Origin of the sequence: Microbacterium sp. SLBN-146 (genome assembly GCF_006715145.1) — a bacterium.
Taxonomy (GTDB): domain Bacteria; phylum Actinomycetota; class Actinomycetes; order Actinomycetales; family Microbacteriaceae; genus Microbacterium.
Genome location: NZ_VFMR01000001.1, coordinates 2,601,332 through 2,623,208, shown reverse-complemented (window position 1 = coordinate 2,623,208; position 21,877 = coordinate 2,601,332). Strand labels below are relative to the sequence as shown.

Genomic DNA, 21,877 nt, shown 5'->3' with positions numbered 1-21,877 from the left:
ACACTGAAGAGATGAGCACTCTCCTGTTCGACGACACCATCTCGACGGCACGTGCCGCCTTCGACGGCGGGCGCGGTTACCTCGCCGCCTGTACGGTCGGACTCCCTCCGCGGTCGACCCGTGACGCAATCGTCGAGGACGTCACACGCGCAGCCGCGGGCGAGATCGACCCCGTCGCGTACAGCGCGATCGTCGAGCGGTCGCGCTCGCTCTTCGCAGCGCTCGTCGGAGTGCCCCCCGATCGGATCGCTGTCGGATCGCAGGTCTCCGTGTTCACAGCGCTCATCGCCGGCGCCGTGCCGGATGGCGGCGAGATCCTGGTCCCCGACGGAGACTTCTCTTCCATCGCGCGTCCGCTGCTGCACGCCGGACGAGGCCTGCGCGTGCGCTCGGTTCCGCTCGCCCTCCTCGCCGACGCGGTCGGACCCGACACCGCGTGCGTCGCCTTCTCCCTCGTCCAATCGGCGACGGGCGACGTCGCCGACGTCGAGGCGATCACGCGGGCAGCACGTCGCCACGGCGCCGTGACCTATTGCGACGCGACGCAGGCCGTCGGGTGGATGCCGGTCGATGCCACCCGAGTCGACGCTCTCGTGTGCCACGCCTACAAGTGGCTCTGCGCGCCGCGCGGCGTCGCCTTCCTCGCCGTCTCAGCGGAGCTGCAGACGAGGCTTCGGCCGATCCACGCCGCCTGGTACGCCGGTGAAGATCCATGGCAGTCGTGCTACGGCTCGTCGTTCGCCCTGGCATCCGATGCGCGACGATTCGACGTCTCCCCCGCGTGGCAGGCCTTCGTGGGCGCGGCCCCCGCCCTCGCACTGTTCGCGGGCCTCGATGCGGCGCGAGTACACGCACACACGACGCATCTCGCCACGCTGTTCCGCACCCGCATGGGGCTCGCCCGGCCTGCGATCGACAGCGCGATCGTGACCTGGGACGACCCCGGCGCCGCCGATCTCGCGGCGCTCACCGCGTCGGGGATCCGGGCATCGGGCCGCTCAGGCCGCGCGCGCGTCGCTTTCCACGTCTTCAACGACGAGCGCGACGTGGACGACGCACTCCGCGCCCTGGGCCGCTGACGTCACGCGGCGCGAGCCGTGTTCCGCAGAATGCCGAGACCCGAGATCTCGACTTCGACGACGTCGCCGGCGGTGAACGGACCGACTCCCGCCGGCGTTCCCGTGAGGATGACGTCACCCGGGAGCAGCGTGAAAGCCGCCGACGCGTAGGCGATGACATCGGCGAGCGAGAAGATCATGTCGCTGATCGGTCCCTTTTGCATGACCTCGCCGTTGAGCCGCGTCGTGACGACGGCGTCGCCCGTCGGATCGAAGTCGGTCTCGATCGCGGGTCCGAGCGGGCAGAACGTATCGAAGCCCTTCGCTCGGGCCCACTGCCCATCGGTCTTCTGCAGATCGCGCGCGGTGACGTCGTTGGCGATCGTGTAGCCGAAGACATGCTCGAGAGCCCGTTCCGCCGGGACGTTCTTCGTCACGCGTCCGATGACGGCCGCGAGCTCGCCTTCGAAATCGACCCGCTCGGACTGGGGCGGCAGGACGATCGCGTCGCCCGGCCCGACCACCGAGGTGTTGGGCTTGAAGAACAGCAACGGCGCGTCGGGGACGTCATTGCCGAGTTCTGCGGCGTGGTCCCGATAGTTCCGACCCACGCACACGATCTTCGACCGCGGGATGACGGGCGCGAGCAGAACGACGTCGGCCAGGGGCACCCGCTCACCGGTCGTGTCGTATCCCGCGAACATCGGGTCGCCCGCGAGGACGACGAGCTCGCCCTCATCGACGATCCCGAACCTGATGGCGTCCTGGTGGCTGAAGCGTGCGATCCTCACCCGAACAGCCTACTCAGGACGAGCCCGCTGCTCAGGCGTCGAGGCGCAGGAGCCACCCGTGCGTGTCTTCGCGGCGACCGTACTGAATGTCCGTCAGTTCCTGGCGGAGCGACAGGGCGAGCTCACCGGTCGGCTGCTCGTCGAAGAAGTCCCGGCCCTTGAGAAGGCCGATAGGGGTCACGACAGCGGCGGTCCCGCACGCGAACACCTCGACGATTTCGCCGGATGCCACGCCCTGACGCCATTCGTCGATCGATACGGCACGGCCCTCGACCTTGTGTCCGCGATCGCGAGCGAGCTGGAGGATCGAGTCGCGCGTGATGCCCTCCAGGATCGACGGCGACTCGGGCGTCACGAGCGTTCCATCTTTGTAGACGAACACGACGTTCATTCCGCCGAGCTCTTCCACGTTCCGGTGCTCATCGAGGAACACGACCTGATCGCATTCGTTCTCGTACGCTTCCGCCTGCGGCAGAAGCGATGCCGCGTAGTTGCCGCCCGTCTTGGCGGCACCGGTGCCGCCCTTGCCGGCGCGCGCGTAGTCCTCGCTCAGCCAGATCGACACGGGACGAACGCCGCCCTTGAAGTAGGCACCCGCGGGCGACGCGATGAGGTAGTAGCCGACCTTCTGCGCCGGCCGCACGCCGAGGAACGCCTCTTTGGCGAACATGAAGGGGCGGAGGTACAGGCTCTGATCGTCGCCGGCGGGCACCCAGTCGCCGTCGACGGCGATGAGTTCGCGCAGCGACTGGATGAAGTGGGCGACGGGCAGCTCAGGCAGGGCGAGGCGGCGCGCCGAACGCTGGAGCCGTCGTCCGTTCTGGTCGGGACGGAACGTGTGGATGGAACCGTCGGCGTGGCGGTAGGCCTTGATGCCCTCGAAGATCTCCTGCCCGTAGTGCAGCACGGCCGCAGCGGGATCCAGCGAGATCGGTCCGTACGGCTGCACGCGGGGCCGGTGCCATCCCCCGTTGACGGACCAGCAGACGTCGACCATGTGGTCTGTGAAGTTCGTGCCGAAGCCCGGGTTGGCGAGGATCTCCGCGCGCTGCTGCGGCGTCTTGCCGTTGAGGTTCCTCGAGACCGCGAACTGCAGGGGCGAGAGGCCGGTGTCGGGGTCGGAGTCGATGAGAGTCATGTCGTGTCCTGGTTTCTCGGGCGGTGCCTACAGGCTACGCCTGGAGTCGTGCGGCGATGGCGTCGCCGATCTGAGTGGTGGAGCGGGCAGCGTCGCGGTCCGCGATGTCGGCTTCGACCGCGAGCGTGACGCGGGCCGATTCATCCCGCAGCCCGAGGTGATCGAGCAACAGAGCGACCGAAAGGATCGCGGCCGTGGGATCGGCCTTCTGCTGTCCTGCGATGTCGGGTGCCGATCCGTGAACGGGCTCGAACATCGAGGGGAACGCGCCGTCGGGGTTGATGTTGCCCGAAGCGGCGAGGCCGATGCCACCGGTGACGGCGCCTGCCAGGTCCGTGAGGATGTCGCCGAAGAGGTTGTCGGTGACGATCACATCGAAGCGGCCCGGGTTCGTGACCAGGAAGATCGTTGCCGCGTCGACGTGGAGGTAGTCTACGGCCACGTCGGGGTGTTCGGATGCCACGGCATCGACGATCCGCTTCCACATGCCGCCCGCGTGCACGAGAACGTTCGTCTTGTGCACGAGCGTGAGCTTCTTGCGACGACGCTCGGCGAGATCGAAGGCGTACCGGACGACACGCTCGATGCCGTAAGCCGTGTTGACCGACGTCTCGTTCGCGACCTCGTGAGGTGTTCCGCGCCGGATCGACCCGCCGTTCCCGACGTAGGGCCCCTCGGTGCCCTCCCGAACGACGACGAAGTCGATGTCGCCGGGCGCCGCGAGAGGGCCGGGAACGCCCGGGTACAGCTTCGACGGACGGAGGTTGACGTAGTGATCGAGCTCGAAGCGGAGCTTGAGGAGGAGCCCGCGCTCGATGTTCGCGTTCGCGAGCCGCGGATCACCGGGCACTCCGCCGACGGCTCCCAGGAGGATCGCGTCGTGCGAGGCGATGTCCGCCAGGTCCGTGTCCGTGAGGGTTTCACCCGTCTCGAGGAAGCGACCGGCCCCGAGCGAGAAATGCGTCTTGTCGAATCGGACGCCGGAGTCTGCCGTCGCAGCCTCCAGAACCTTCTCGGCTTCGGCGATGACTTCGGGACCGATGCCGTCTCCGGGGATGACGGCGAGCTTCACAACGCGGGACACCCCGCCAGCCTAGCGGCGACGCCCCAGAGTCGCCGCGGCGATGACGGCGGCGCAGACGACGAGCCCTGCTCCGATGAGCGCTGTCGTGCCGACACCCGCATCGAAGGCGTGCGCGGCTGCCGCGCGGAGGCTCTCGCCGAGGGCTCCCCCCACGCCATCCGCCGCGTGAATCGCTCCCGCGAGCGTCTCCGTCGCGGCCTGGGCGGCCGCGGTGGGAAGCCCCTCCGGGAGGACGAGATTGGAGCGATAGAGCGCGGTCAGGATGCCACCGAGCACCGCCGTCCCGAGGACGGCTCCGAGCTCGTACGCGGTTTCGGAGACGGCGCTCGCGGCGCCGGCCTTCGCCGGCGGTGCGTTCGCGAGGATGAGTTCGTTGGACACCGTCTCCGCCGCGCCGATGCCGATGCCGAGCGAGACGAAGGCGACGATCAGGAGCCAGAGCGTCTCGGGACCCGTCGAGATCGCAACGAGTGCGTAGCCGAGCACGGAGAAGGCGAGGGCGACCGGGACGACGATCCGGGGAGCGATCCGCTTGGCGATGGGGACCACCAGGAGACCCGACACGATCATCGCCGCGAGTCCGGGGACGAGAGCGAAACCCGCGTTCATCGGGCTGAGTCCGACGACGAGCTGGAGGTGCTGAGCCGCGAAGAACAGGAACCCGACGAGTCCGACGACACTGAGCAGATTCACCATCAGAGCGCCACTGAAGGTCGAGTTCTGGAAGAGCCGCATATCGAGCATCGGTGTTGACGAACGGAGCTGTCGCTTCACGAAGAGCCATCCGAAGACCACACCGACGAGGAAGAGCACCGGCGCGATGCTCGCGAAACCGTGGACCGCGAGTTCCTTGATCGCGTAGACGATCGGAATGAGCGTGGCCATCGAGAGCGCGATGCTGACGGGATCGATGCGACCCGGTTTCGGGTCGCGGCTCTCGGGAACGAGGAGCGGGGCGAGGACGAGCAGCGGCACGAGTACGGGCACGGCCATGAGGAAGACCGATCCCCACCCGAAGTGCTCGAGGAGGATGCCGCCGACGATGGGGCCGAGCGCGGCACCGGCCGAGAACATCGAGGCCCACACGGCGATCGCGAATCGACGCTGGTCGCGGTCGGTGAAGATGGTGCGCAGCAGAGAGAGGGTGGACGGCATGAGCATCGCTCCGAAGACACCCATGAGCGCCCGCGCGGCGATGAGCAGCTCGGCGGTCGGCGCGAACGCGGCGAGAGCCGAGACGGCGGCGAAGCCCGTCGCGCCGATGAGCAGCATGCGGCGCCGACCGAAGCGGTCGCCGAGCGTCCCCATCGTGACGAGCAGACCCGCGAGAACGAGCGGGTAGGCGTCGATGATCCACAGCTGCTGTGCGCTCGACGGTTCGAGGTCGAGGGCGATCGCGGGGAGGGCGAAGCTCAGCACCGTGTTGTCGACCGAAACGAGCAGGACGGGCAGCATGAGCACGACGAGCGCAGCCCAGCCGCGCCATCCGACCCGCTGCTGCTGTTCAGCGCGGATCGCCGCCGTGATGGTGCCCGTGGTCATGATGTCCTCTTTCTTTACCGTCCAGCCGGTATAGTATCAGAATGAGCGATGCGACGTCGATACGATCGACACCATGAGTCGGCCTCCCCTCGCGCGTGAGAAGGTCCTCGACGCGTTCGAGGCGATCCTCGTCGACGAGGGCGAACGCGCCGCGACGATGGATGCCACGGCTCGCGGTGCGGGCGTTTCCAAGGGCGGTCTGCTCTACCATTTCTCGTCGAAGGACGCCCTCGAGTCGGGCATTCTCGACCGTCTGCGTGCGCTCGTCGATGAGGACGTCGCCGCGATGACAGCGTCGCCCGACGGCGCCGTCGCCTACTTTCTGCGCTCGTCCGTCATGCAGAACGATCCGATCGACCGAGCGATCCTCGCGACAGCGCGCCTCGCTCAGGGCGGGAACACGGCCGCAGCGGAAGCCTTGCGCGATGTCAGGGAGAAGTGGGCCGACGCCCTCCGCCCGCACGCCAAGGATGCGGCATCCCTCGACCTCGTCATGCTCGTGAGCGATGGGCTCTACTTCAACAACGCTCTCGACGGCGGCTCGATCCCCGGCCCGGTTCCCCGCGACGCGGCGATGGACGCGCTCGTCACCCTCGTCGAACGCGCCATCGCCCCCTGAGAGCGTCGGTTCTCAGGCCTCGGTGATCTCGATCTGCCGGAACAGGTCTGCGTGGATCGACGAGCTCACCTCGGCGAGCAGGTCGTCGTCGACGGGCGAGTCGACGGTCAGGACGGAGAGAGCCTGTCCCCCCGCGGCCCGACGAGCGATCTGCATCCCCGCGATGTTGATGCCGGCCTCGCCGAACTTCTGCCCGTAGACCGCGACGATCCCGGGACGGTCGGTGTAGACCATCACCACGTGGTGCTTCTCGATCGGAAGCTCGATGGCGTAGTCGTTGATGCCGACGAGCTTCTCGATCTGCTTCGTGCCCGTCAGCGTGCCCGAGACGGACAGCTGCGAACCGTCGGAGAGGGCTCCGCGGAGCGTGATCAGGTTGCGGTACTCGTCGCTGACGTCGTCGACGAGGAGGCGCACGTCGACACCGCGCTGCTCTGCGAGGAGCGGCGCGTTCACGTACGAGACCGTTTCGCTCACGATGTTCGTGAACAGACCCTTCAGCGCGGCGAGCTTGAGGACGCTGACGTCGTACGCGTTGAGTTCGCCGTGCACCTCGATGTCGAGCGACGTGAGGGGCGAGTGGGACAGCGCGGCGAAGATCTGGCCGAGCTTCTCCACGAGCGGGATGCCGGGACGGACGTAGGGGTCGATGAGTCCGCCCGCGACGTTGACGGCGTCGGGCACGAGGTCTCCCCCGAGTGCGAGACGGACGGAGTTGGCGACCGACACACCGGCCTTCTCCTGCGCCTCCTCGGTGGACGCGCCCAGGTGCGGAGTCACGACGACGTTCGGGAGGTCGAGCAGCGCGGCGGCCGTGCTTCCCTCGGCAGGCGGCTCGGACGTGAAGACGTCGAGGCCCGCACCGGCGATCTGACCCGTGACGAGAGCTTCGCGCAGTGCCTCTTCGTCGATGAGTCCCCCGCGCGCGACGTTCACGACGAACGCCGTCGGCTTCATGAGCGCGAACTGCGCGGTGCCGATCATCCCGGTCGTCTCCGGCGTCTTCGGCATGTGGATCGTGACGAAGTCGCTCTGCTGGAGAAGGTCGTCGAGCGAGTCGAGCTGGACGCCGAGCTGCTGTGCACGCGCGCTCGTGACGTAGGGGTCGTAGGCGACGACGCGCATGTCGAACGCCTGGAGACGCGCCGCGATGAGGGCGCCGATGCGGCCGAGGCCGATGATTCCGACGGTCTTCTCGAACAGTTCGGTGCCGGTGTAGGCACTGCGCTTCCACTGTCCCTGCGACAGCGACGCGTGCGCCGCCGGAATGCGGCGCGCGAGGGAGAGGATGTGACCGATCGTCAGCTCGGCAGCCGAGATGATGTTGGATGTCGGCGCGTTGACGACCATGACACCCGCCGCGGTCGCCGTCTTGATGTCGACGTTGTCGAGGCCGACTCCGGCGCGCGCGACGACCTTCAGCGCGGGCGCTGCGGCCAGAGCCTCGGCGTCGATCTTCGTGGCCGACCGTACGAGCACGGCGTTCGCGTCGGCAAGAGCCGCGAACAGGGCCGGGCGGTCGGTGCCGTCGACCTGGCGGACATCGAAGTCGGGACCGAGAGCGTCGATGGTTGCGGGAGACAGTTCTTCGGCGATGAGCACGACGGGCTTCGTCACGAGATGGATCCTTAAGGGGCTGTGCGCGACGGCAGATCGGATGGAGGCCACGCCGCACGCCATCGGGACGAGGCAACCGCCAGCCTATCGTCGGGCAGAGACGACGCCGAACCGTATGACGCGCGGGTCAGCTGAGGTACAGCGAGAAACTCGTGGTCGCGTAGGCGATGACGTTGAGCCACAGAACGGCTGACAGAGCGAGACCCGCGAGGAAGATGAGCGCGCACTCCCCCGCCCGGCGACGCCATCCGAGCGCGAAGGCTGCCGCGAAGACCATGATCGGGAAGACGCACGCGAACACCAGTACGAACCAGCCGAGGCCGCTCAGTCCGAACGCACCGCCCGCCTGCTGCAGCAGGAACGCGACCGCGTTCCACACGGCGTAGGCGTAGAAGAGACCGAACCCGCCGGAGATCGTTGCGACGAGCCAGACGGGCATCGCGGACGGGCGCTCGGAAGCTGCTGCGCTCATGATCCCACCGCCCCGACGGCGATGAACGGCCACGGCACGAGGAGCAGCGCCCCCGCGATGAGCCACAGGACGCGCAGCCAGGTAGCCCTCGCGCGGGTCAGGTACAGGGCCGCGAGGAACCACAGGAGAGGAGCCAGAACAGCCAGGACGAGCGCCGGCTGGTACATGGCAGGCGTCACCACGAAAAGTGCGGCGTCCTGCAGCCGGAGCCCGCCGATGAGCCATCCCACGGCGTAGAGGAGATACACGCCACCGAAGATCCCGAGAAACACGAGCGTCGCGTTGCTCAACTGCTGGCGCTCGGCGGGATCGACTGCGTCATCCGCTTCGACGGCCGGGGGCTCAGCTTCGACGGGCCTGCTCCCCTTGCCGACGGCACGATAGCCGGTCGGAAGTCCGAGCGTCGCGTCGCGCGCGGCATCCGATGAACCGACATCGAGGGTCGGATCGTCATCGCCCCACGAGAGGGCGTCGTCGTCGCGGCCGGAAGTCACGGTCTCAGCGTACCCGGCCGTCGCACGCCACTCGGGACGGCGACGACCGGGTCACGAGGATCAGCGCGCTGCGCTGCCCTCGACGTAGTCCTCATCCTGCTGCTTCCACGCGAAGAGGGCGCGGAGGTCCTTGCCGACCGACTCGATGGGGTGCGCCGCCGCCTTGGCGCGGAGCTCCTGGAACTCCACGGCGCCGTTGTCCTGATCGTTGATGAAGCGCTCCGCGAAAGCACCCGAACGGATGTCACCGAGGACGGCCTGCATGTTCTCCTTGACGTGCGGGTCGATGACGCGCGGGCCCGAGACGTAGTCGCCGTACTCGGCGGTGTCGGAGACCGACCAACGCTGCTTCGCGATGCCGCCCTCCCACATGAGGTCGACGATCAGCTTGAGCTCGTGGAGGACCTCGAAGTAGGCGATCTGGGGCTGGTAGCCCGCTTCCGTGAGCGTCTCGAAGCCGTACTGCACGAGCTGGGAAACGCCACCGCAGAGGACAGCCTGCTCGCCGAAGAGGTCCGTCTCGGTCTCTTCCGTGAACGTGGTCTTGATGACACCGGCACGCGTTCCGCCGATCGCCTTCGCGTACGAGAGCGCTGTCGCCCATGCCGAGCCGGATGCGTCGCGCTCGACGGCGATGATGTCCGGGATGCCGCGTCCCGCGACGTACTCGCGACGGACCGTGTGGCCGGGGGCCTTCGGTGCGACGAGGATGACGTCGACGCCCTCGGGCGCATCGATGTATCCGAAGCGGATGTTGAAGCCGTGGGCGAACGCGAGCGTCTGTCCCGCCCGGAGGTGCGGCTTGATGTGGTCGTTGAAGATGCCGCGCTGGTGCTGGTCCGGCGCGAGGATCATGATGAGGTCGGCCCACTGGGTCGCCTCATCGACCGTCTTGACCTCGAAGCCCTCGTCCTGGGCCTTCTCGATCGAGCGCGAGCCTTCCTTGAGAGCGATGACGACCTCGACACCGGAGTCGCGCAGGTTCTGAGCGTGTGCGTGGCCCTGCGAGCCGTAGCCGACGATCGCGACCTTCTTGCTCTGGATGATGCTCAGGTCGGCGTCGGCGTCGTAGAAGATCTCAGCCATGGGGGTGTTTCTCCTTGATGTGGTGGTTCGTGTCTCGGTACGCGGCTGCGCCGCGACTCGACGATCGGTGGTCAGTTGCGCAGGACGCGCTCGGTGATGCTCTTGCCGCCTCGCCCGATGGCGAGAAGACCGGACTGCGCGAGTTCTTTGATGCCGAAGGGCTCGAGCGCGCGAAGGAGGGCGTCGACCTTCCCCTTGTCGCCCGTCACCTCGACGACGAGCGCGTCGGTCGCGTAGTCCACGATCTGCGCACGGAAGAGATTGACGACTTCGAGCACGTTCGAGCGGGTCTGGTTGTCGGCCTTCACCTTCACGAGCACGTGTTCGCGCTGAACGGAGGCCGCGTAGTCCAGTTCGACGATCTTGATCACGTTCACGAGCTTGTTGAGCTGCTTCGTGACCTGCTCGAGCGGGAGCGCATCGACGTCGACGACGACCGTGATGCGGGAGAGCCCCGGCACCTCGGTGACGCCGACGGCGAGAGAGTTGATGTTGAAGCCGCGTCGCGCGAAGAGTCCCGCGACACGGGTGAGCAGACCGGGCTTGTCCTCCACCAAGAGGCTCAGCACGTGCGTCGTCATGGCTCAGTCCTCCTGTTCGAACGCCGGCGCGTGGTCACGCGCGTACTGGACGTAGCTGTTGCTGACTCCCTGGGGAACCATCGGCCACACCATCGAGTCGGCGCTCACGACGAAGTCGATGACGACGGGGCGGTCGTTGGTCTCGAGCGCCGTCTTGATCGCGGCGTCGACGTCCTCCTCTTTCTCGACCCTGATCGCGAGGCATCCATAGGCCTCGGCGAGCTTGACGAAATCGGGGATGCGCACGGTCCCGTGGCCCGTGTTGAGGTTCGTGTGCGAGTAGCGGCCGTCGTAGAAGAGCGTCTGCCACTGGCGCACCATGCCCAGCGAGGAGTTGTTGATGATCGCGACCTTGATCGGGATGTTGTTGATCGCGCAGGTCGCGAGCTCCTGATTGGTCATCTGGAAGCATCCGTCACCGTCGATCGCCCACACGTGACGATCGGGCTCGGCGACCTTGGCACCCATGGCGGCGGGGACCGCGTAGCCCATCGTGCCGGCGCCGCCGGAGTTGAGCCACGCGTTCGGACGCTCGTACTTGATGAACTGCGCCGCCCACATCTGGTGCTGGCCGACGCCGGACGCATAGACGCCTTCGGGGCCCGTCAGCTCGCCGATGCGCTGGATGACGTGCTGGGGAGCGAGCAGGCCGTCGGTCGTGGGGGCGTAGCCGAGCGGGAACTCGTCCTTCAGTCCGTCGAGGAAGGCCCACCACTCGGAGATGTCGGGCTTCACGCCGTCCGTCGCTCCGCGGAAAGCCGCGGCCAGGTCGACGAGGACGTCCTTGAGGTCCCCCACGATGGGCACGTCGGCGTTGCGGATCTTCGAGATTTCGGCCGGGTCGATGTCGACGTGCACGACCTTGGCGTGCGGAGCGAACAGCGCCGCCTTGCCCGTCACGCGGTCGTCGAACCGTGCGCCGAGAGAAACGAGGAGATCGGCTTCCTGGAGCGCGAGGACCGCGGGAACCGTTCCGTGCATCCCCGGCATGCCGAGCTGCTGCTCGTGCGAGTCGGGGAACGCTCCCCGCGCCATGAGTGTCGTGACGACGGGCGCTCCCGTCGCCTCGGCGAGGGTCAGGAGCTCGGCGGACGCCTGGGAGCGGATGATTCCGCCACCGACGTAGAGAACGGGCTTCTTCGCCTCGGCGAGGAGCTGCGCGGCGGCTTGGATCTGCTTGCCGTGGGCCTTCGTCACAGGACGGTAGCCGGGAAGGTCGATCTTCGGCGGCCAGATGAACGGCGCCTCGGCCTGCTGAGCATCCTTCGTGATGTCGACGAGCACGGGACCGGGGCGACCCGTTCCCGCGACCTCGAAGGCAGCAGCGATGGCGCCCGGGATCTCCGAGGCATCCTTCACGAGGAAGGAGTGCTTCGTGATCGGCATCGTGATGCCGACGATGTCGGCTTCCTGGAAGGCGTCCGTGCCCATGAGGGTCGAGAACACCTGGCCGGTGATGCAGACGATCGGGACCGAGTCCATGTAGGCGTCGGCGATCGCCGTGACGAGGTTCGTCGCGCCGGGGCCGGACGTCGCGATCGCGACGCCGATCTTGTTGGACGCCGCGGCGTAGCCCTCAGCCGCGTGGCCCGCGCCCTGCTCGTGACGGACGAGGATGTGCCTCAGGTCGGTCGAGTCCATGAGCGGGTCGTAGACGGGAAGGATGGCGCCGCCCGGAAGACCGAAGACATCGGTCACTCCGAGCAGTTCGAGAGAGCGGACGACCGCCTGCGCGCCCGTGAGCACGGGCGCGGTGGCGGTGCGAGCGGGAGGCCGGGGAACGGCCGTCACGGATTCGGCGGACATGGTGGAGATCCTCGCACTGAGAGAAATGGGTCTGGGAGTCCGGCTCACGCCACGACGGTCCCAGGGGAAAGGGAGCGGTTCACCCCGTCGTCGCGCCCTCCGCAGCGGAGCGAACGAGACGGGAGTACTTGGCAAGAACGCCACGGGTATAGCGCGGGGGCAGTGGCTCCCAGCCAGAGCGGCGGGAGCTCAGCTCGGTCTCGTCGACGAGTAGGTCGAGAGTGCGAGCCGCGATATCGACCCGTATCAGATCACCATCGCGCACGAAGGCGATGGGACCTGCGTCCACCGCTTCGGGTGCTATGTGGCCGATGCACAGGCCGGTTGTGCCGCCTGAGAATCTGCCGTCCGTCAAGAGTAGTACATCTTTTCCGAGCCCAGCGCCCTTGATCGCCGCCGTGATGGCGAGCATTTCGCGCATCCCCGGGCCACCCTTGGGTCCTTCGTACCGGATGACGATGACGTCGCCCTTGGCGATATCGCCGGCCTCCAGAGCGTCCATCGCGGAGCGCTCGCGCTCGAAGACGCGCGCGGGCCCTTCGAAGACGGATGCATCGAAGCCCGCCGTCTTGACGACGGCACCCTCGGGCGCCATCGAGCCGTGGAGGATCGTGATGCCGCCCGTCGCGTGGATCGGGTTGTCGAACGTGTGGATGACCGTGCCGTCGATCGGGTCGGGATCGAGGTCGGCGAGGTTCTCGGCGAGCGTCTTGCCCGTCACCGTGAGCGCGTCGCCGTGGAGGAGTCCCTCGTCGAGCATCGCCTTCATGATGACCGGGATGCCGCCGTGGCGATCGACGTCGTTCATGACGTACTTGCCGAACGGCTTCATGTCCGCGACGTGCGGAACCTTGTCGCCGATGCGGTTGAAGTCGTGGAGGCTCAGATCGATGTCCGCCTCGCGCGCGATCGCGAGCAGGTGGAGAACCACGTTGGTCGAGCCTCCGAGCGCCATCGCGAGGGCGATGGCGTTCTCGAACGCCTCCTTCGTGAGGATGTCACGCGTCGTGATACCCAGACGCAGCAGATTGACGACCGCCTCCCCCGAGCGGTGGGCGTAGTAGTCGCGCCGGCGGTCGGCCGACGGCGGCGCCGCCGAGCCGGGAAGCGAGAGTCCGAGCGCTTCCGCGACCGACGCCATCGTGTTGGCCGTGTACATGCCACCACAGGCGCCCTCGCCCGGTGCGATCGCGCACTCGATGCGCTTGAGGTCGGCCTCGCTCATCTTGCCCGCGAGGCACGCGCCGACGGCCTCGAACGAGTCGATGATCGTCACGTCCTTCTCGGTGCCGTCCGACAGCTTCACCCAGCCCGGGGCGATGGACCCGGCGTAGAGGAAGACGCTCGACAGGTCCAGGCGCGCCGACGCCATCAGCATCCCGGGGATGGACTTGTCGCATCCGGCGAGGAGGACCGTACCGTCGAGGCGCTCCGCCATCACGACGGTCTCGACGGAGTCGGCGATGACCTCTCGTGACACGAGCGAGAAGTGCATGCCCTCGTGCCCCATCGAGATGCCGTCGGAGACCGAGATGGTGCCGAACTGGAGCGGGTACCCGCCACCCGAGTGCACACCCTCTTTCGCACCCTGCGCGAGCCGGTCGAGGCTCAGGTTGCAGGGGGTGATCTCGTTCCAGCTCGACGCGATGCCGATCTGTGGCTTGTCCCAGTCCTCGTCACCCATGCCGACCGCGCGGAGCATTCCGCGCGACGTCGTGGCTTCGATGCCGTCTGTGACGACTCGGCTGCGAGGTTTGATGTCGATGTCAGTGCGTGCCTCGGGCATCTTGCAAGCCTATTGCCGCGCAGCAGCCCTGAGTGTCGCGAGCTCCTCCAACAGAACGGCGAATTCTTCGATGTCTGCCACGAAGACGGAGGCCGCGCTGGGCCCGCCGCCGACACGGACGCCGAGATCCTCAGGCCCGAGCGTGCCGAGGGCGTCCTCGTCTGTCACGTCGTCGCCCGCGAACAGGACGGCGGTCGCGTGGAGTCGCTCGCGAAGCGCGGCGACGGCCGAGTCCTTGCCCTCGTGGCGGAAGGCGTACTCGACGATGTTCTTGCCCGTGCGTCGGCGCCAGTGCGGTGCTTCTGCGCTCACGATCGCGTCGACGGCCGTGTTCGCGGCATCCGCTGTCTCGCTCGTGGCGACACGAGTGTGCACGCCGAGACCGAAGGCCTTCGGTTCGATCCACACGCCGTCCATGTGTGCCGTCGCTTCCTTCGCGTGGCGGAAGAGCGACTCGCGAAGGGCGTCATCGACCTCGTCGGGCTCGGGCTCCAGAGCGCCCTCACCGGGGATCCAGAACTCCGCTCCGTGACTTCCCGCGAGGAGGTAGGCGGAGTCGTCGCCATGCTCGGCGATCTCTCGCAGGTCCGACAGGCTCCGCCCCGACACGAAGGCGACGGTCGTACTCGGAAGTGCGGCAAGGTGCTCGATCGCCGTACGTGCTTGAGGCACCATCCGCGCCTTCATGGGCTCGTCCGCGAGGTGCGACACGGTTCCGTCGAAGTCGAGGGCGACGAGCAGGTGGTCGGATGCCGCGATGCGCCGCAACTCGGCCGCACGGTTGTGCGTGTCGGTCATGAGTTCTCCTTGGCTGCCGCGAGTGCTGTCAGGAACGAGCGCGACCACGCCGCGACATCGTTCTCGATGACCTTCTTGCGCATCGCCCGCATGCGTCGCCCCTGCTCAGCGGGGGGCATGTCGATCGCCCGCAGGATGGTGTCCTTGAGGGCGCCGATGTCGTGCGGATTGACGCGGAGCGACGTGCCGAGCTCATCGGCCGCGCCGGCGAACTCACTCAGCACGAGCGCACCTCGGTTGTCGACCCGCGACGCGACGTACTCCTTCGCGACGAGGTTCATTCCGTCGCGAAGCGCCGTGACGAGCATCACGTCGGCAGCCAGGTAGAGCGCGACCATCTCCTCGCGCGGGAACCCCTGGTGCAAGTAGCGGATGGCGGAGTGGCCGAGCGTGTCGTTGTCGCCATTGACACGCGTCACGGTGAGCTCGATCTCGTCACGGAGTTCGATGTAGGCCTGCACGCGCTCGCGGCTGGGGCTGGCGACCTGCACGAGTGTGACGTCCTCGACGCTGATGCGCCCGTCCTCGATGAGCTCTCCGAAAGCCTTCATACGGTGCCGGATCCCCTTCGTGTAGTCGAGCCGGTCGACGCCCAGGAGGATCTTCTTCGGATTGCCGAGGCTCTCGCGGATCTCCGCAGCGCGCGCCTGGATATCGGCTCGCTCGGCGAGCTCGACGTACGACGCCGTGTCGATCGAGATCGGGAAGGCCTTCGCGAGCGCCGTTCGGAAAGACCCATCGGCCTCCGGCACGCGGATGCCGGTGGCTTTCGTCTCGTACCGCAGCTGGCGCCGCACGGCCCGCGCGAAGTTGCCCGCGTCGGCCACTCGCTGGAACCCGATGACGTCGGCTCCGAGAAGTCCTTCGAGCACCTGGCGCCGCCACGGCAACTGCGAATAGAGACCGTATGCCGGGAAAGGAATGTGGTGGAAGTACCCGATCGTCAGGTCGGGTCGCGCCTCTCGCAAAAGCTTGGGAACGAGCTGCAGCTGGTAGTCCTGGACCCACACCGTGCCGCCTTCCGCCGTGGCATCCGCTGCCGCAGCAGCGAAGCGTTCGTTGACCCGGACATAGGCGTCCCACCAGACACGGCGATAGCGCGGGGCGGCGATGACGTCGTGGTAGAGCGGCCAGATCGTGTCGTTCGAGAAGCCCTCGTAGTAGAGCTCGACGTCCTCTGCAGTGAGCGTGACCGGCACGAGGCGTGTGCCGTCGAAGTCGAAGGGCTCGAGCTCGACATCGGCCTGTCCGGGCCACCCGACCCACGCACCGTGCGTCGAGCGCATGACGGGCTCGAGGGCCGTCACGAGACCGCCCGGCGATGGGCGCCAACCGTCGGTTCCGTCGGCGTTGACGATGTGGTCGACGGGGAGTCGGTTTGCAACGACGACGAATTCGGCGCGGGTCATGGAGCCTCCGTGGCTGGCGGTGATCTCAGGCTAACAGCGCTCCCGCGACCGGCCCGGCGCTTGACGGGAGCGGAGCGTGCTGTCAAGGGGCGCTGCGCGCGAAGCGAGCGCGCTACCGTAGGGGCATGCGCAGCTTCATCTTCGGCTCGGGGCTCTTCAGCTCCCTCTTGACCGGTCTCAGCCTGCTCAAGACGGCGCGAGACGACTCCCCCTTCACGTGGCGCACGGCGCTCGCGTGGGCGAGCTGGGGCATCACGCTCGCGCTGGCGATCGGCTCGATCGTCGACACGAGGAGAGCATCGAAGGGTCGGCTCGTCGACACGGACTCCCCGATTCGCGGGAGCGAAGAGAAGCTGCTCAAGAAGCGCCTCCGCCGCTGAGACCTAGCTGAGGGCGAGTTCTTCCTGGATGATCGCCGCTACGAGGTCGGCTCCCGCATCCGACAGGACGATCGTGTAGTGGTTGAGACCGGCGACACGTTGGTGCCGGATAGCGGGTGATTGTGCCAGCATCCGCTCGAGGTGCTCGGGTGCGTAGAGTCCCGGCTCCTCGTTCTGCAGTCCCCGTGACGTCGTGATCAATCGGGCGGGATGACGGAGGCCCTCGATCGCCTCGGGAACGGCGGTGCCCGTGTTCATGTCGACGGTGTCCTCGACGGTCGTCTGGTAGCTCGTGGCGGGACGCAGGGCACCCGCGCCATCGTCGACGAGGTCGTAGGCGAAGTACTCTTCCAGCATCGCGGGCCATTCATCACCGAAGGCAGGATGCTGCCGCCAGAAGTCGAGGTAGGCGCGCGTGTCGGGAAACCTCATCGACAGGCGGGCCGCCGTTGGGCCCAGAATGGCCGAGACGAGTGCACCGGCGTCGAGGTCCTGCGGGACATCGAGCGGAAGTCCCCCGTCGACGAGAACGAGACGCGACACGCGCTCTGGATAGAAGTGCGCGAAGACGGCGGCGACGAAAGCGCCCATCGAATGGCCCACCGCCAGGATCTGATCGATGCCCAGCGCATCGAGCGTTGCGGCGAGGTCGTCGGCGTGCTGCCGCATCCCCGAGGCACCTTCGAGCCCGTTGCTGCCGCCGCGGCCCCGCAGGTCGGGAGCGATCCCGCGGACTCCGGGCAACCGCTCGACGACGAACGACCACGCGAGGTGCGACGACGTGATCCCGTGGATCAGCAGGACATCCGCCGTACGTTCATCCCCCGTGGGGTCCCAGATGCCGACCCGCAGGTCGCCTCCTGCGACGGGGACGTGCACGAGGCGATGGGCGTGCGCGTTCATCGCGCCGTCCATCCGCCGTCCATCGTGTACGAGGCGCCCGTGACCATGCCGGCATGAGACGAGGCGAGCCAGCCCGCGAGGGAGGCGACTTCGTCGGGTTCGATCAGGCGTTTGATGGCGGTCTCGGTCAGCATGATGCGCTCGACGACCTCTTCTTCCGGGATGCCGTGAACCGCGGCCTGATCCGTGATCTGCTTCTCCACGAGGGGCGTCCGGACGTAGGCGGGGTTGATGCAGTTGCTCGTGACGCCGTGCGGCGCGCCCTCGAGCGCCGTGACCTTCGACAGGCCCTCCAACCCGTGCTTTGCGGAGACGTAGGCCGACTTGAACGACGATGCGCGGAGGCCGTGGGCGCTCGAGATGTTGATGATCCTCCCCCACCCGCGGTCGTACATGGCCGGAAGAGCCGCGCGGATGAGGAGGAAGGGCGACTCGAGCATGAGACGCAGCAGGAGCCGGAACGTCTCGGGGTCGAAGTCCGGGATCGAGCTGACCCGCTGGATGCCGGCGTTGTTGACGAGGATGTCGACGTCGAGCATCAGATCGTCGAGGTCGGCCGTCTGGGAGAGGTCGACGACCCACGGCTCTCCGGCGACTTCGGCTGCAACTGCCGTCGCGGCATCCTCATTGAGGTCGGCGACGATCACGAAGGCGCCGCGCCGGGCGAACTCGCGCGCACACGCGAGTCCTATTCCGCTCGCCCCGCCCGTGACGAGCGCTCGCTTGCCCGCCAAGTCCTGTTCGGTCATCCCCGAAGCCTTCCTCTCACCCACCCTGTTCGCCACTCGCCACTCGCCCCTCGCCTCGCCCATCCACAAGCTCGCCCGCTCCCCTGCCGCCTGCGAACGTCGGCCCCCTCTTCGCCGAGAAGACCCAAACCGCTGCGTTTCGTCTCTGTCCTGCGCAGTTCGAGTCTTGTCGCCAGAATCTCCGTGCCCGAGTCGAACCTCGCCCCTTCTGGCCGAGAAGACTCAAGCTGCTGCGTTTCGTCTCCGGATTGCGCAGTTCGGGTCTTTTCGACATTCTGCTGGGTCCGGGCGGATCGCGCTGCGGAATCTACGCCGACGATACGCTCGGATGCATGGACACTGGCTTCACTCGATCGGTCGCCGTCGTCGGTCTCGCTGGGATGCTGATGCTCGCGGGATGCACGGCCGGATCCCCCGACCCCGAGCCATCCCTCCCCGACGACGGCGCTCCCGGCACTTTCGAGTGCCTCGAGGTCAGCCCCTCGGTGCTCGAAGCCATCGCCTCGGGCGCGGGCGATCTCGCCCTGACGCCCACCGAGCAGTCCGCCGCGGTCGCCTCTCCGAGCATCCCCGACGCCTACCTCGTCGCGGCCGAGTACGACGTTGCGGGATTCAACTACGAGGTGGGCGTATGGATGGTGCCCACGCTCGACGGAGAACCGTCGGAGATCGCCGCGGTCGACGAGGTGTCTCAGCAGTTCACGGCGTACCCCACCACATTTGGCGGCCAAACGGTGTCGCTGACCGATGGTGCGGTGGATGCCGTCATCGGTTGCATCGGCTGACTCGTCGTCCGGGCCCGAGCGGAAACCGCTTGGATCCCTGTCAAGGGGGTCGCGACCGCACCGATGGCGCACATATCCTGGGCGACCCGGTGTGGAAGGAGAAGTCGATGAGCGACTCAGCAGACCAGAAGGATCCCGTGAACGACGCCGAAGGTGAGCAAGAGCCTGGTGGCCTCGGCCAGGACGGCACGATTCCCGCCGACCCAGACGGAGTCGCCGCCGGTCACACAGGTGAGCAGTCGACCTTCGAGCCCGAGGAAGACGAAGGCGCTGACGCCTGATCGGCGATCGCGCGAACACGTTTCCGCCTCATCACCGATTGGTGATGAGGCGGAGTCCTGTTCGCCAAAGGGCTCGTACGGCGGGTGGCGCAGTTTCGCAATCCTACTGTCGTGCCGTCGGTGTCAGACTGTCGCCCTCGCCCCCACTGACCTGCTCGGGGCTGACACGCCTGTGCTTCACTCGGTGGAACACGCGTGAAGACACAGCGACGACCACAAGCGCGACGCCCGCACTGAGCAGCAGGCGGTCGAGCAACTGGAGCGCTGTAAGTAACAGGAGAACGTTAGCCACTGCGTAGACGGACAGAGCTGCGAGGATCGGCATGAACTGTGTCACAGACCTTCTGACCATCACTCAACCTCTCGCAGCGCTCGTGAGCGGTTGTAGCAGTGCGACTCCAACCGACACGAGGATAGAGCAACTCAGTGAGTTCTTGCTGCACCATGTCTGGGCCGCGGAGTAGCCCTGATTCACTGCCTTCCAGAAAGCCGTGGTGTTGGCCTTCTTGTTGATGTCGATGACGAGCGCTCCGCGCCCTCTGCTTGTGTCGTACAGCTGGTACCGAGCGTTGCAGTCCTTGGGATTTCTACCATTCCAGGAGGTAGTGGTTGAACCCGGAACTTTGGGGTTGGGTTTCCAACACACGCGGAGTAGCTCGCGGCACTGGCAGCACTCACAGACGCTGTGGTTCCTGGCCAACGATGCCGACAGCAACGAGTGTCAGTGCGAGCAGGGCCGAGCCCATTCGAGTCCTGAGAAAATGCAATGTGGAACTCCCCGTATTCGAATCTCGCGTCGCGCAACGGATCGATTGCGTGACTCATACCTTCAGGGAAGAGCCGGGGGCTCCAGATCGGGACATCACCGTCGCGTCGCGGAATCACGGGCAAGCCCCGCCACCACCCGCGCGCAACTTCACCCGCGCGTTCGCCGCTCATTGCCCGTGTCGCCCCGCGGGACTCACCCGCTCGGCCGCTCTCACCCCTGCTCGTGCGCGACGACCTCTGCGCGGTCATGGACGAGGGCGTCCGGCTGCCGCACGCTTCTCGCCGCGGGCGCACCGACCGGCTGTGGCTGATGGAGTCACGCAACGCAGGGCCGCGGAGGGCAAGCAGTACCTTCTCGTCCGTCAACGACGTCGGCTTTGGCCGCATCGTCGGATACCCGATTGACGGGCGGTTGAAGGCCCGGCTGTCCGTACAAGCGCTCCAGAACACATTCGGCATACGACGCGACGCGACGTCGCCTCGCATGGTCCACAGCTAAAGAGGCATCCAAACATCGCAGCCGGAAGATTCTGCGCGCTCTGGCCCGCCGTCGTATGGTCGAGGTCATGGGCACAGTCGGATCACGCGGAGACAACGCTCGGACTCAGCGCGGCAGGGCACGTGCGCATTTTGCGCTGATTCCCGCATACGGTCGGGAACTGGCGAAGGCCCGGACTCTGATTTCACTCAGCGTTTCCGGGCCTTCTCTGTGGTGCACCCCCTGGGACTTGAACCCAGAACCCACTGATTAAGAGTCAGTTGCTCTGCCGATTGAGCTAGAGGTGCGTTGATTCGTACGAGGCGAACCGAGGGTCAACATTAGCATCACGATCGGGTCACTCGGAAATCGAGACGGGAGCTGACAGTTATCCTTGATCCCGTGACGTCCCTCTCCCCCGCCGCAGCCTTCGATGCGCCGTTCGACGGGGATCTGCGGGACGACCTGCAGCTCGCTCTTCAGCTGGCGGATGCCGCAGACGCGGTCGCGATGCCGCGCTTCGACTCCCCCGATCTCGACGTCCAGGCCAAGCCCGACGCCAGCTTCGTCACCGATGCCGACATCGCGACCGAGAAGGCGATCCGCGAGATTCTCGCGTCTGAGCGCCCCGATGACAGCGTGCTCGGCGAAGAGTTCGGCAGCACGGGCGAGTCATCGCGCCAGTGGATCATCGACCCGATCGACGGCACGCACAACTACCTGCGCGGCATCCCGATGTGGAGCACCCTCATCGCGCTCGCGATCGATGGCGTGCCACGTGTGGGGGTTGTGAGCCAGCCGGCGATCTCCCGCCGCTGGTGGGGAGCGACAGGACTCGGCGCCTGGACTATCACCCCGTCAGGCGAAGAGCGTCGCATCTCGGTCTCCGACGTCGACGATGTCGCGAAGGCGAGCGTCAGTTTCCAGAGCATCGAGCAGTGGCGGGATGCCGGTGAGCTCGACGCCCTCACTCGACTCACCGACGCGGTCTGGCGTGACCGCGGATACGGCGACGCCTGGCCGTACATGCTCCTTGCCGAAGGACGCCTCGAACTCGTGGCAGAGTTCGGAGTCAAGGAGTACGACATCGCCGCCCTTGCTCCGATCGTGATCGAGGCCGGCGGGTCCTTCACCGCCTACTCCGGCGCGCACTCCCTCACCGAACGCTCATCGCTCGCCACCAACGGGCGACTGCACGACACCTTTCTCGATCTGCTGCACACTTCCTGACTCCCGTCCCCAGCTCGGAGCC

At 67.0% G+C, this 21,877-nt stretch carries 21 protein-coding genes and 1 tRNA gene; 6 read left to right on the top strand and 16 right to left on the bottom strand.

Annotated features, from left to right (window positions below):
* The first annotated feature begins 11 nt into the window (after positions 1-11).
* Positions 12-1,079: an aminotransferase class V-fold PLP-dependent enzyme gene (locus tag FBY39_RS11580; protein WP_141932436.1), complete on the top strand. Its 1,068-nt coding sequence runs from the start codon at positions 12-14 to the stop codon at positions 1,077-1,079.
* A gap of 2 nt (positions 1,080-1,081) precedes the next feature.
* Here the strand turns inward: FBY39_RS11580 and FBY39_RS11575 are convergent, their stop codons facing one another.
* The 4 genes from FBY39_RS11575 to FBY39_RS11560 are packed head-to-tail and all read right to left on the bottom strand — an operon-like array spanning position 1,082 to position 5,613.
* The gene (locus FBY39_RS11575; protein ID WP_141932435.1) at positions 1,082-1,849 is read right to left on the bottom strand and encodes a fumarylacetoacetate hydrolase family protein; all 768 of its coding nucleotides are present in this window, start codon (positions 1,847-1,849) and stop codon (positions 1,082-1,084) included.
* 31 nt (positions 1,850-1,880) lie between these two features.
* On the bottom strand, positions 1,881-2,987 hold the full coding sequence (locus FBY39_RS11570) for a branched-chain amino acid aminotransferase (protein WP_141932434.1): 1,107 nt from the start codon (positions 2,985-2,987) through the stop codon (positions 1,881-1,883).
* A 34-nt stretch (positions 2,988-3,021) separates the two neighbouring features.
* Positions 3,022-4,071 carry a 3-isopropylmalate dehydrogenase gene (locus FBY39_RS11565; RefSeq protein WP_141932433.1) on the bottom strand — a complete coding sequence of 350 codons (1,050 nt, stop codon included), beginning with the start codon at positions 4,069-4,071 and terminating at the stop codon, positions 3,022-3,024.
* A 9-nt stretch (positions 4,072-4,080) separates the two neighbouring features.
* Positions 4,081-5,613: an MFS transporter gene (locus tag FBY39_RS11560; protein WP_141932432.1), complete on the bottom strand. Its 1,533-nt coding sequence runs from the start codon at positions 5,611-5,613 to the stop codon at positions 4,081-4,083.
* A gap of 73 nt (positions 5,614-5,686) precedes the next feature.
* On the opposite strand from FBY39_RS11560, the gene FBY39_RS11555 reads away from it, so the two are divergent.
* On the top strand, positions 5,687-6,232 hold the full coding sequence (locus FBY39_RS11555) for a TetR/AcrR family transcriptional regulator (RefSeq protein ID WP_141932431.1): 546 nt from the start codon (positions 5,687-5,689) through the stop codon (positions 6,230-6,232).
* Between the two features lie 12 nt (positions 6,233-6,244).
* Here FBY39_RS11555 and serA read toward each other — a convergent pair whose 3' ends face one another.
* The 9 genes from serA to FBY39_RS11510 form a co-directional block, all read right to left on the bottom strand.
* Entirely contained in the window at positions 6,245-7,849 is a 1,605-nt protein-coding gene (gene serA / locus FBY39_RS11550; protein ID WP_141932430.1) for a phosphoglycerate dehydrogenase, read from the bottom strand.
* 127 nt (positions 7,850-7,976) lie between these two features.
* A complete protein-coding gene (locus FBY39_RS11545) occupies positions 7,977-8,321 on the bottom strand; it encodes a bacitracin resistance protein (protein ID WP_141932429.1) in 345 nt (114 codons plus the stop codon).
* A complete protein-coding gene (locus tag FBY39_RS11540) occupies positions 8,318-8,815 on the bottom strand; it encodes a DNA polymerase III subunit gamma/tau (protein WP_141932428.1) in 498 nt (165 codons plus the stop codon). Before FBY39_RS11540 ends, FBY39_RS11545 begins: the two co-directional genes overlap by 4 nt.
* A 60-nt stretch (positions 8,816-8,875) precedes the next feature.
* Complete coding sequence (gene ilvC / locus FBY39_RS11535; RefSeq protein ID WP_141932427.1) at positions 8,876-9,901, bottom strand: ketol-acid reductoisomerase; 1,026 nt, start codon at positions 9,899-9,901, stop codon at positions 8,876-8,878.
* Between the two features lie 71 nt (positions 9,902-9,972).
* Positions 9,973-10,482, bottom strand: coding sequence for an acetolactate synthase small subunit (ilvN, locus tag FBY39_RS11530; protein ID WP_141932426.1), 510 nt, complete (start codon positions 10,480-10,482; stop codon positions 9,973-9,975).
* Positions 10,483-10,485: 3 nt separating this feature from the next.
* Complete coding sequence (locus FBY39_RS11525; RefSeq protein ID WP_141932425.1) at positions 10,486-12,288, bottom strand: acetolactate synthase large subunit; 1,803 nt, start codon at positions 12,286-12,288, stop codon at positions 10,486-10,488.
* Positions 12,289-12,367: 79 nt separating this feature from the next.
* On the bottom strand, positions 12,368-14,074 hold the full coding sequence (gene ilvD, locus FBY39_RS11520) for a dihydroxy-acid dehydratase (protein WP_141932424.1): 1,707 nt from the start codon (positions 14,072-14,074) through the stop codon (positions 12,368-12,370).
* A gap of 9 nt (positions 14,075-14,083) precedes the next feature.
* Complete coding sequence (gene otsB / locus FBY39_RS11515) at positions 14,084-14,872, bottom strand: trehalose-phosphatase (RefSeq protein WP_141932423.1); 789 nt, start codon at positions 14,870-14,872, stop codon at positions 14,084-14,086.
* On the bottom strand, positions 14,869-16,281 hold the full coding sequence (locus FBY39_RS11510; RefSeq protein ID WP_141932422.1) for a trehalose-6-phosphate synthase: 1,413 nt from the start codon (positions 16,279-16,281) through the stop codon (positions 14,869-14,871). The genes otsB and FBY39_RS11510 overlap by 4 nt, the downstream gene beginning before the upstream one ends.
* 125 nt (positions 16,282-16,406) lie before the next feature.
* Between FBY39_RS11510 and FBY39_RS11505 the strand changes: the two genes are divergently transcribed.
* Positions 16,407-16,661 carry a protein BatD gene (locus tag FBY39_RS11505; protein WP_141932421.1) on the top strand — a complete coding sequence of 85 codons (255 nt, stop codon included), beginning with the start codon at positions 16,407-16,409 and terminating at the stop codon, positions 16,659-16,661.
* 3 nt (positions 16,662-16,664) lie between these two features.
* Here FBY39_RS11505 and FBY39_RS11500 read toward each other — a convergent pair whose 3' ends face one another.
* Both FBY39_RS11500 and FBY39_RS11495 read right to left on the bottom strand, forming a co-directional pair.
* On the bottom strand, positions 16,665-17,564 hold the full coding sequence (locus FBY39_RS11500) for an alpha/beta fold hydrolase (protein ID WP_141932420.1): 900 nt from the start codon (positions 17,562-17,564) through the stop codon (positions 16,665-16,667).
* On the bottom strand, positions 17,561-18,313 hold the full coding sequence (locus tag FBY39_RS11495) for a 3-hydroxybutyrate dehydrogenase (protein WP_141932419.1): 753 nt from the start codon (positions 18,311-18,313) through the stop codon (positions 17,561-17,563). The genes FBY39_RS11500 and FBY39_RS11495 overlap by 4 nt, the downstream gene beginning before the upstream one ends.
* 332 nt (positions 18,314-18,645) lie before the next feature.
* Here FBY39_RS11495 and FBY39_RS11490 point away from each other — a divergent pair, with 332 nt between their 5' ends.
* Together FBY39_RS11490 and FBY39_RS16470 are read left to right on the top strand one after the other, a co-directional pair.
* Positions 18,646-19,098: a hypothetical protein gene (locus tag FBY39_RS11490; protein WP_141932418.1), complete on the top strand. Its 453-nt coding sequence runs from the start codon at positions 18,646-18,648 to the stop codon at positions 19,096-19,098.
* A 107-nt stretch (positions 19,099-19,205) separates the two neighbouring features.
* The gene (locus tag FBY39_RS16470) at positions 19,206-19,379 is read left to right on the top strand and encodes a hypothetical protein (protein WP_160133112.1); all 174 of its coding nucleotides are present in this window, start codon (positions 19,206-19,208) and stop codon (positions 19,377-19,379) included.
* Positions 19,380-20,857: 1,478 nt separating this feature from the next.
* Here the strand turns inward: FBY39_RS16470 and FBY39_RS11485 are convergent.
* Positions 20,858-20,933, bottom strand: a tRNA-Lys gene (locus tag FBY39_RS11485).
* A 94-nt stretch (positions 20,934-21,027) separates the two neighbouring features.
* Here FBY39_RS11485 and FBY39_RS11480 point away from each other — a divergent pair.
* Positions 21,028-21,855, top strand: coding sequence for an inositol monophosphatase family protein (locus FBY39_RS11480; protein WP_260837774.1), 828 nt, complete (start codon positions 21,028-21,030; stop codon positions 21,853-21,855).
* Positions 21,856-21,877 lie beyond the last annotated feature (22 nt).

What these genes read in the sequence shown, in the direction of transcription:
- FBY39_RS11525 (WP_141932425.1), bottom strand. Translation starts at nt 12,288, where the DNA reads ATGTCCGCCGAATCCGTGACGGCCGTTCCCCGGCCTCCCGCTCGCACC.
- ilvD (WP_141932424.1), bottom strand. Translation starts at nt 14,074, where the DNA reads ATGCCCGAGGCACGCACTGACATCGACATCAAACCTCGCAGCCGAGTC.
- FBY39_RS11490 (WP_141932418.1), top strand. Translation starts at nt 18,646, where the DNA reads ATGGACACTGGCTTCACTCGATCGGTCGCCGTCGTCGGTCTCGCTGGG.
- FBY39_RS11505 (WP_141932421.1), top strand. Translation starts at nt 16,407, where the DNA reads ATGCGCAGCTTCATCTTCGGCTCGGGGCTCTTCAGCTCCCTCTTGACC.
- FBY39_RS11570 (WP_141932434.1), bottom strand. Translation starts at nt 2,987, where the DNA reads ATGACTCTCATCGACTCCGACCCCGACACCGGCCTCTCGCCCCTGCAG.
- FBY39_RS11580 (WP_141932436.1), top strand. Translation starts at nt 12, where the DNA reads ATGAGCACTCTCCTGTTCGACGACACCATCTCGACGGCACGTGCCGCC.
- FBY39_RS11560 (WP_141932432.1), bottom strand. Translation starts at nt 5,613, where the DNA reads ATGACCACGGGCACCATCACGGCGGCGATCCGCGCTGAACAGCAGCAG.
- FBY39_RS11555 (WP_141932431.1), top strand. Translation starts at nt 5,687, where the DNA reads ATGAGTCGGCCTCCCCTCGCGCGTGAGAAGGTCCTCGACGCGTTCGAG.
- ilvN (WP_141932426.1), bottom strand. Translation starts at nt 10,482, where the DNA reads ATGACGACGCACGTGCTGAGCCTCTTGGTGGAGGACAAGCCCGGTCTG.
- FBY39_RS11545 (WP_141932429.1), bottom strand. Translation starts at nt 8,321, where the DNA reads ATGAGCGCAGCAGCTTCCGAGCGCCCGTCCGCGATGCCCGTCTGGCTC.
- FBY39_RS11510 (WP_141932422.1), bottom strand. Translation starts at nt 16,281, where the DNA reads ATGACCCGCGCCGAATTCGTCGTCGTTGCAAACCGACTCCCCGTCGAC.
- FBY39_RS16470 (WP_160133112.1), top strand. Translation starts at nt 19,206, where the DNA reads ATGAGCGACTCAGCAGACCAGAAGGATCCCGTGAACGACGCCGAAGGT.
- FBY39_RS11495 (WP_141932419.1), bottom strand. Translation starts at nt 18,313, where the DNA reads ATGACCGAACAGGACTTGGCGGGCAAGCGAGCGCTCGTCACGGGCGGG.
- ilvC (WP_141932427.1), bottom strand. Translation starts at nt 9,901, where the DNA reads ATGGCTGAGATCTTCTACGACGCCGACGCCGACCTGAGCATCATCCAG.
- FBY39_RS11500 (WP_141932420.1), bottom strand. Translation starts at nt 17,564, where the DNA reads ATGAACGCGCACGCCCATCGCCTCGTGCACGTCCCCGTCGCAGGAGGC.
- otsB (WP_141932423.1), bottom strand. Translation starts at nt 14,872, where the DNA reads ATGACCGACACGCACAACCGTGCGGCCGAGTTGCGGCGCATCGCGGCA.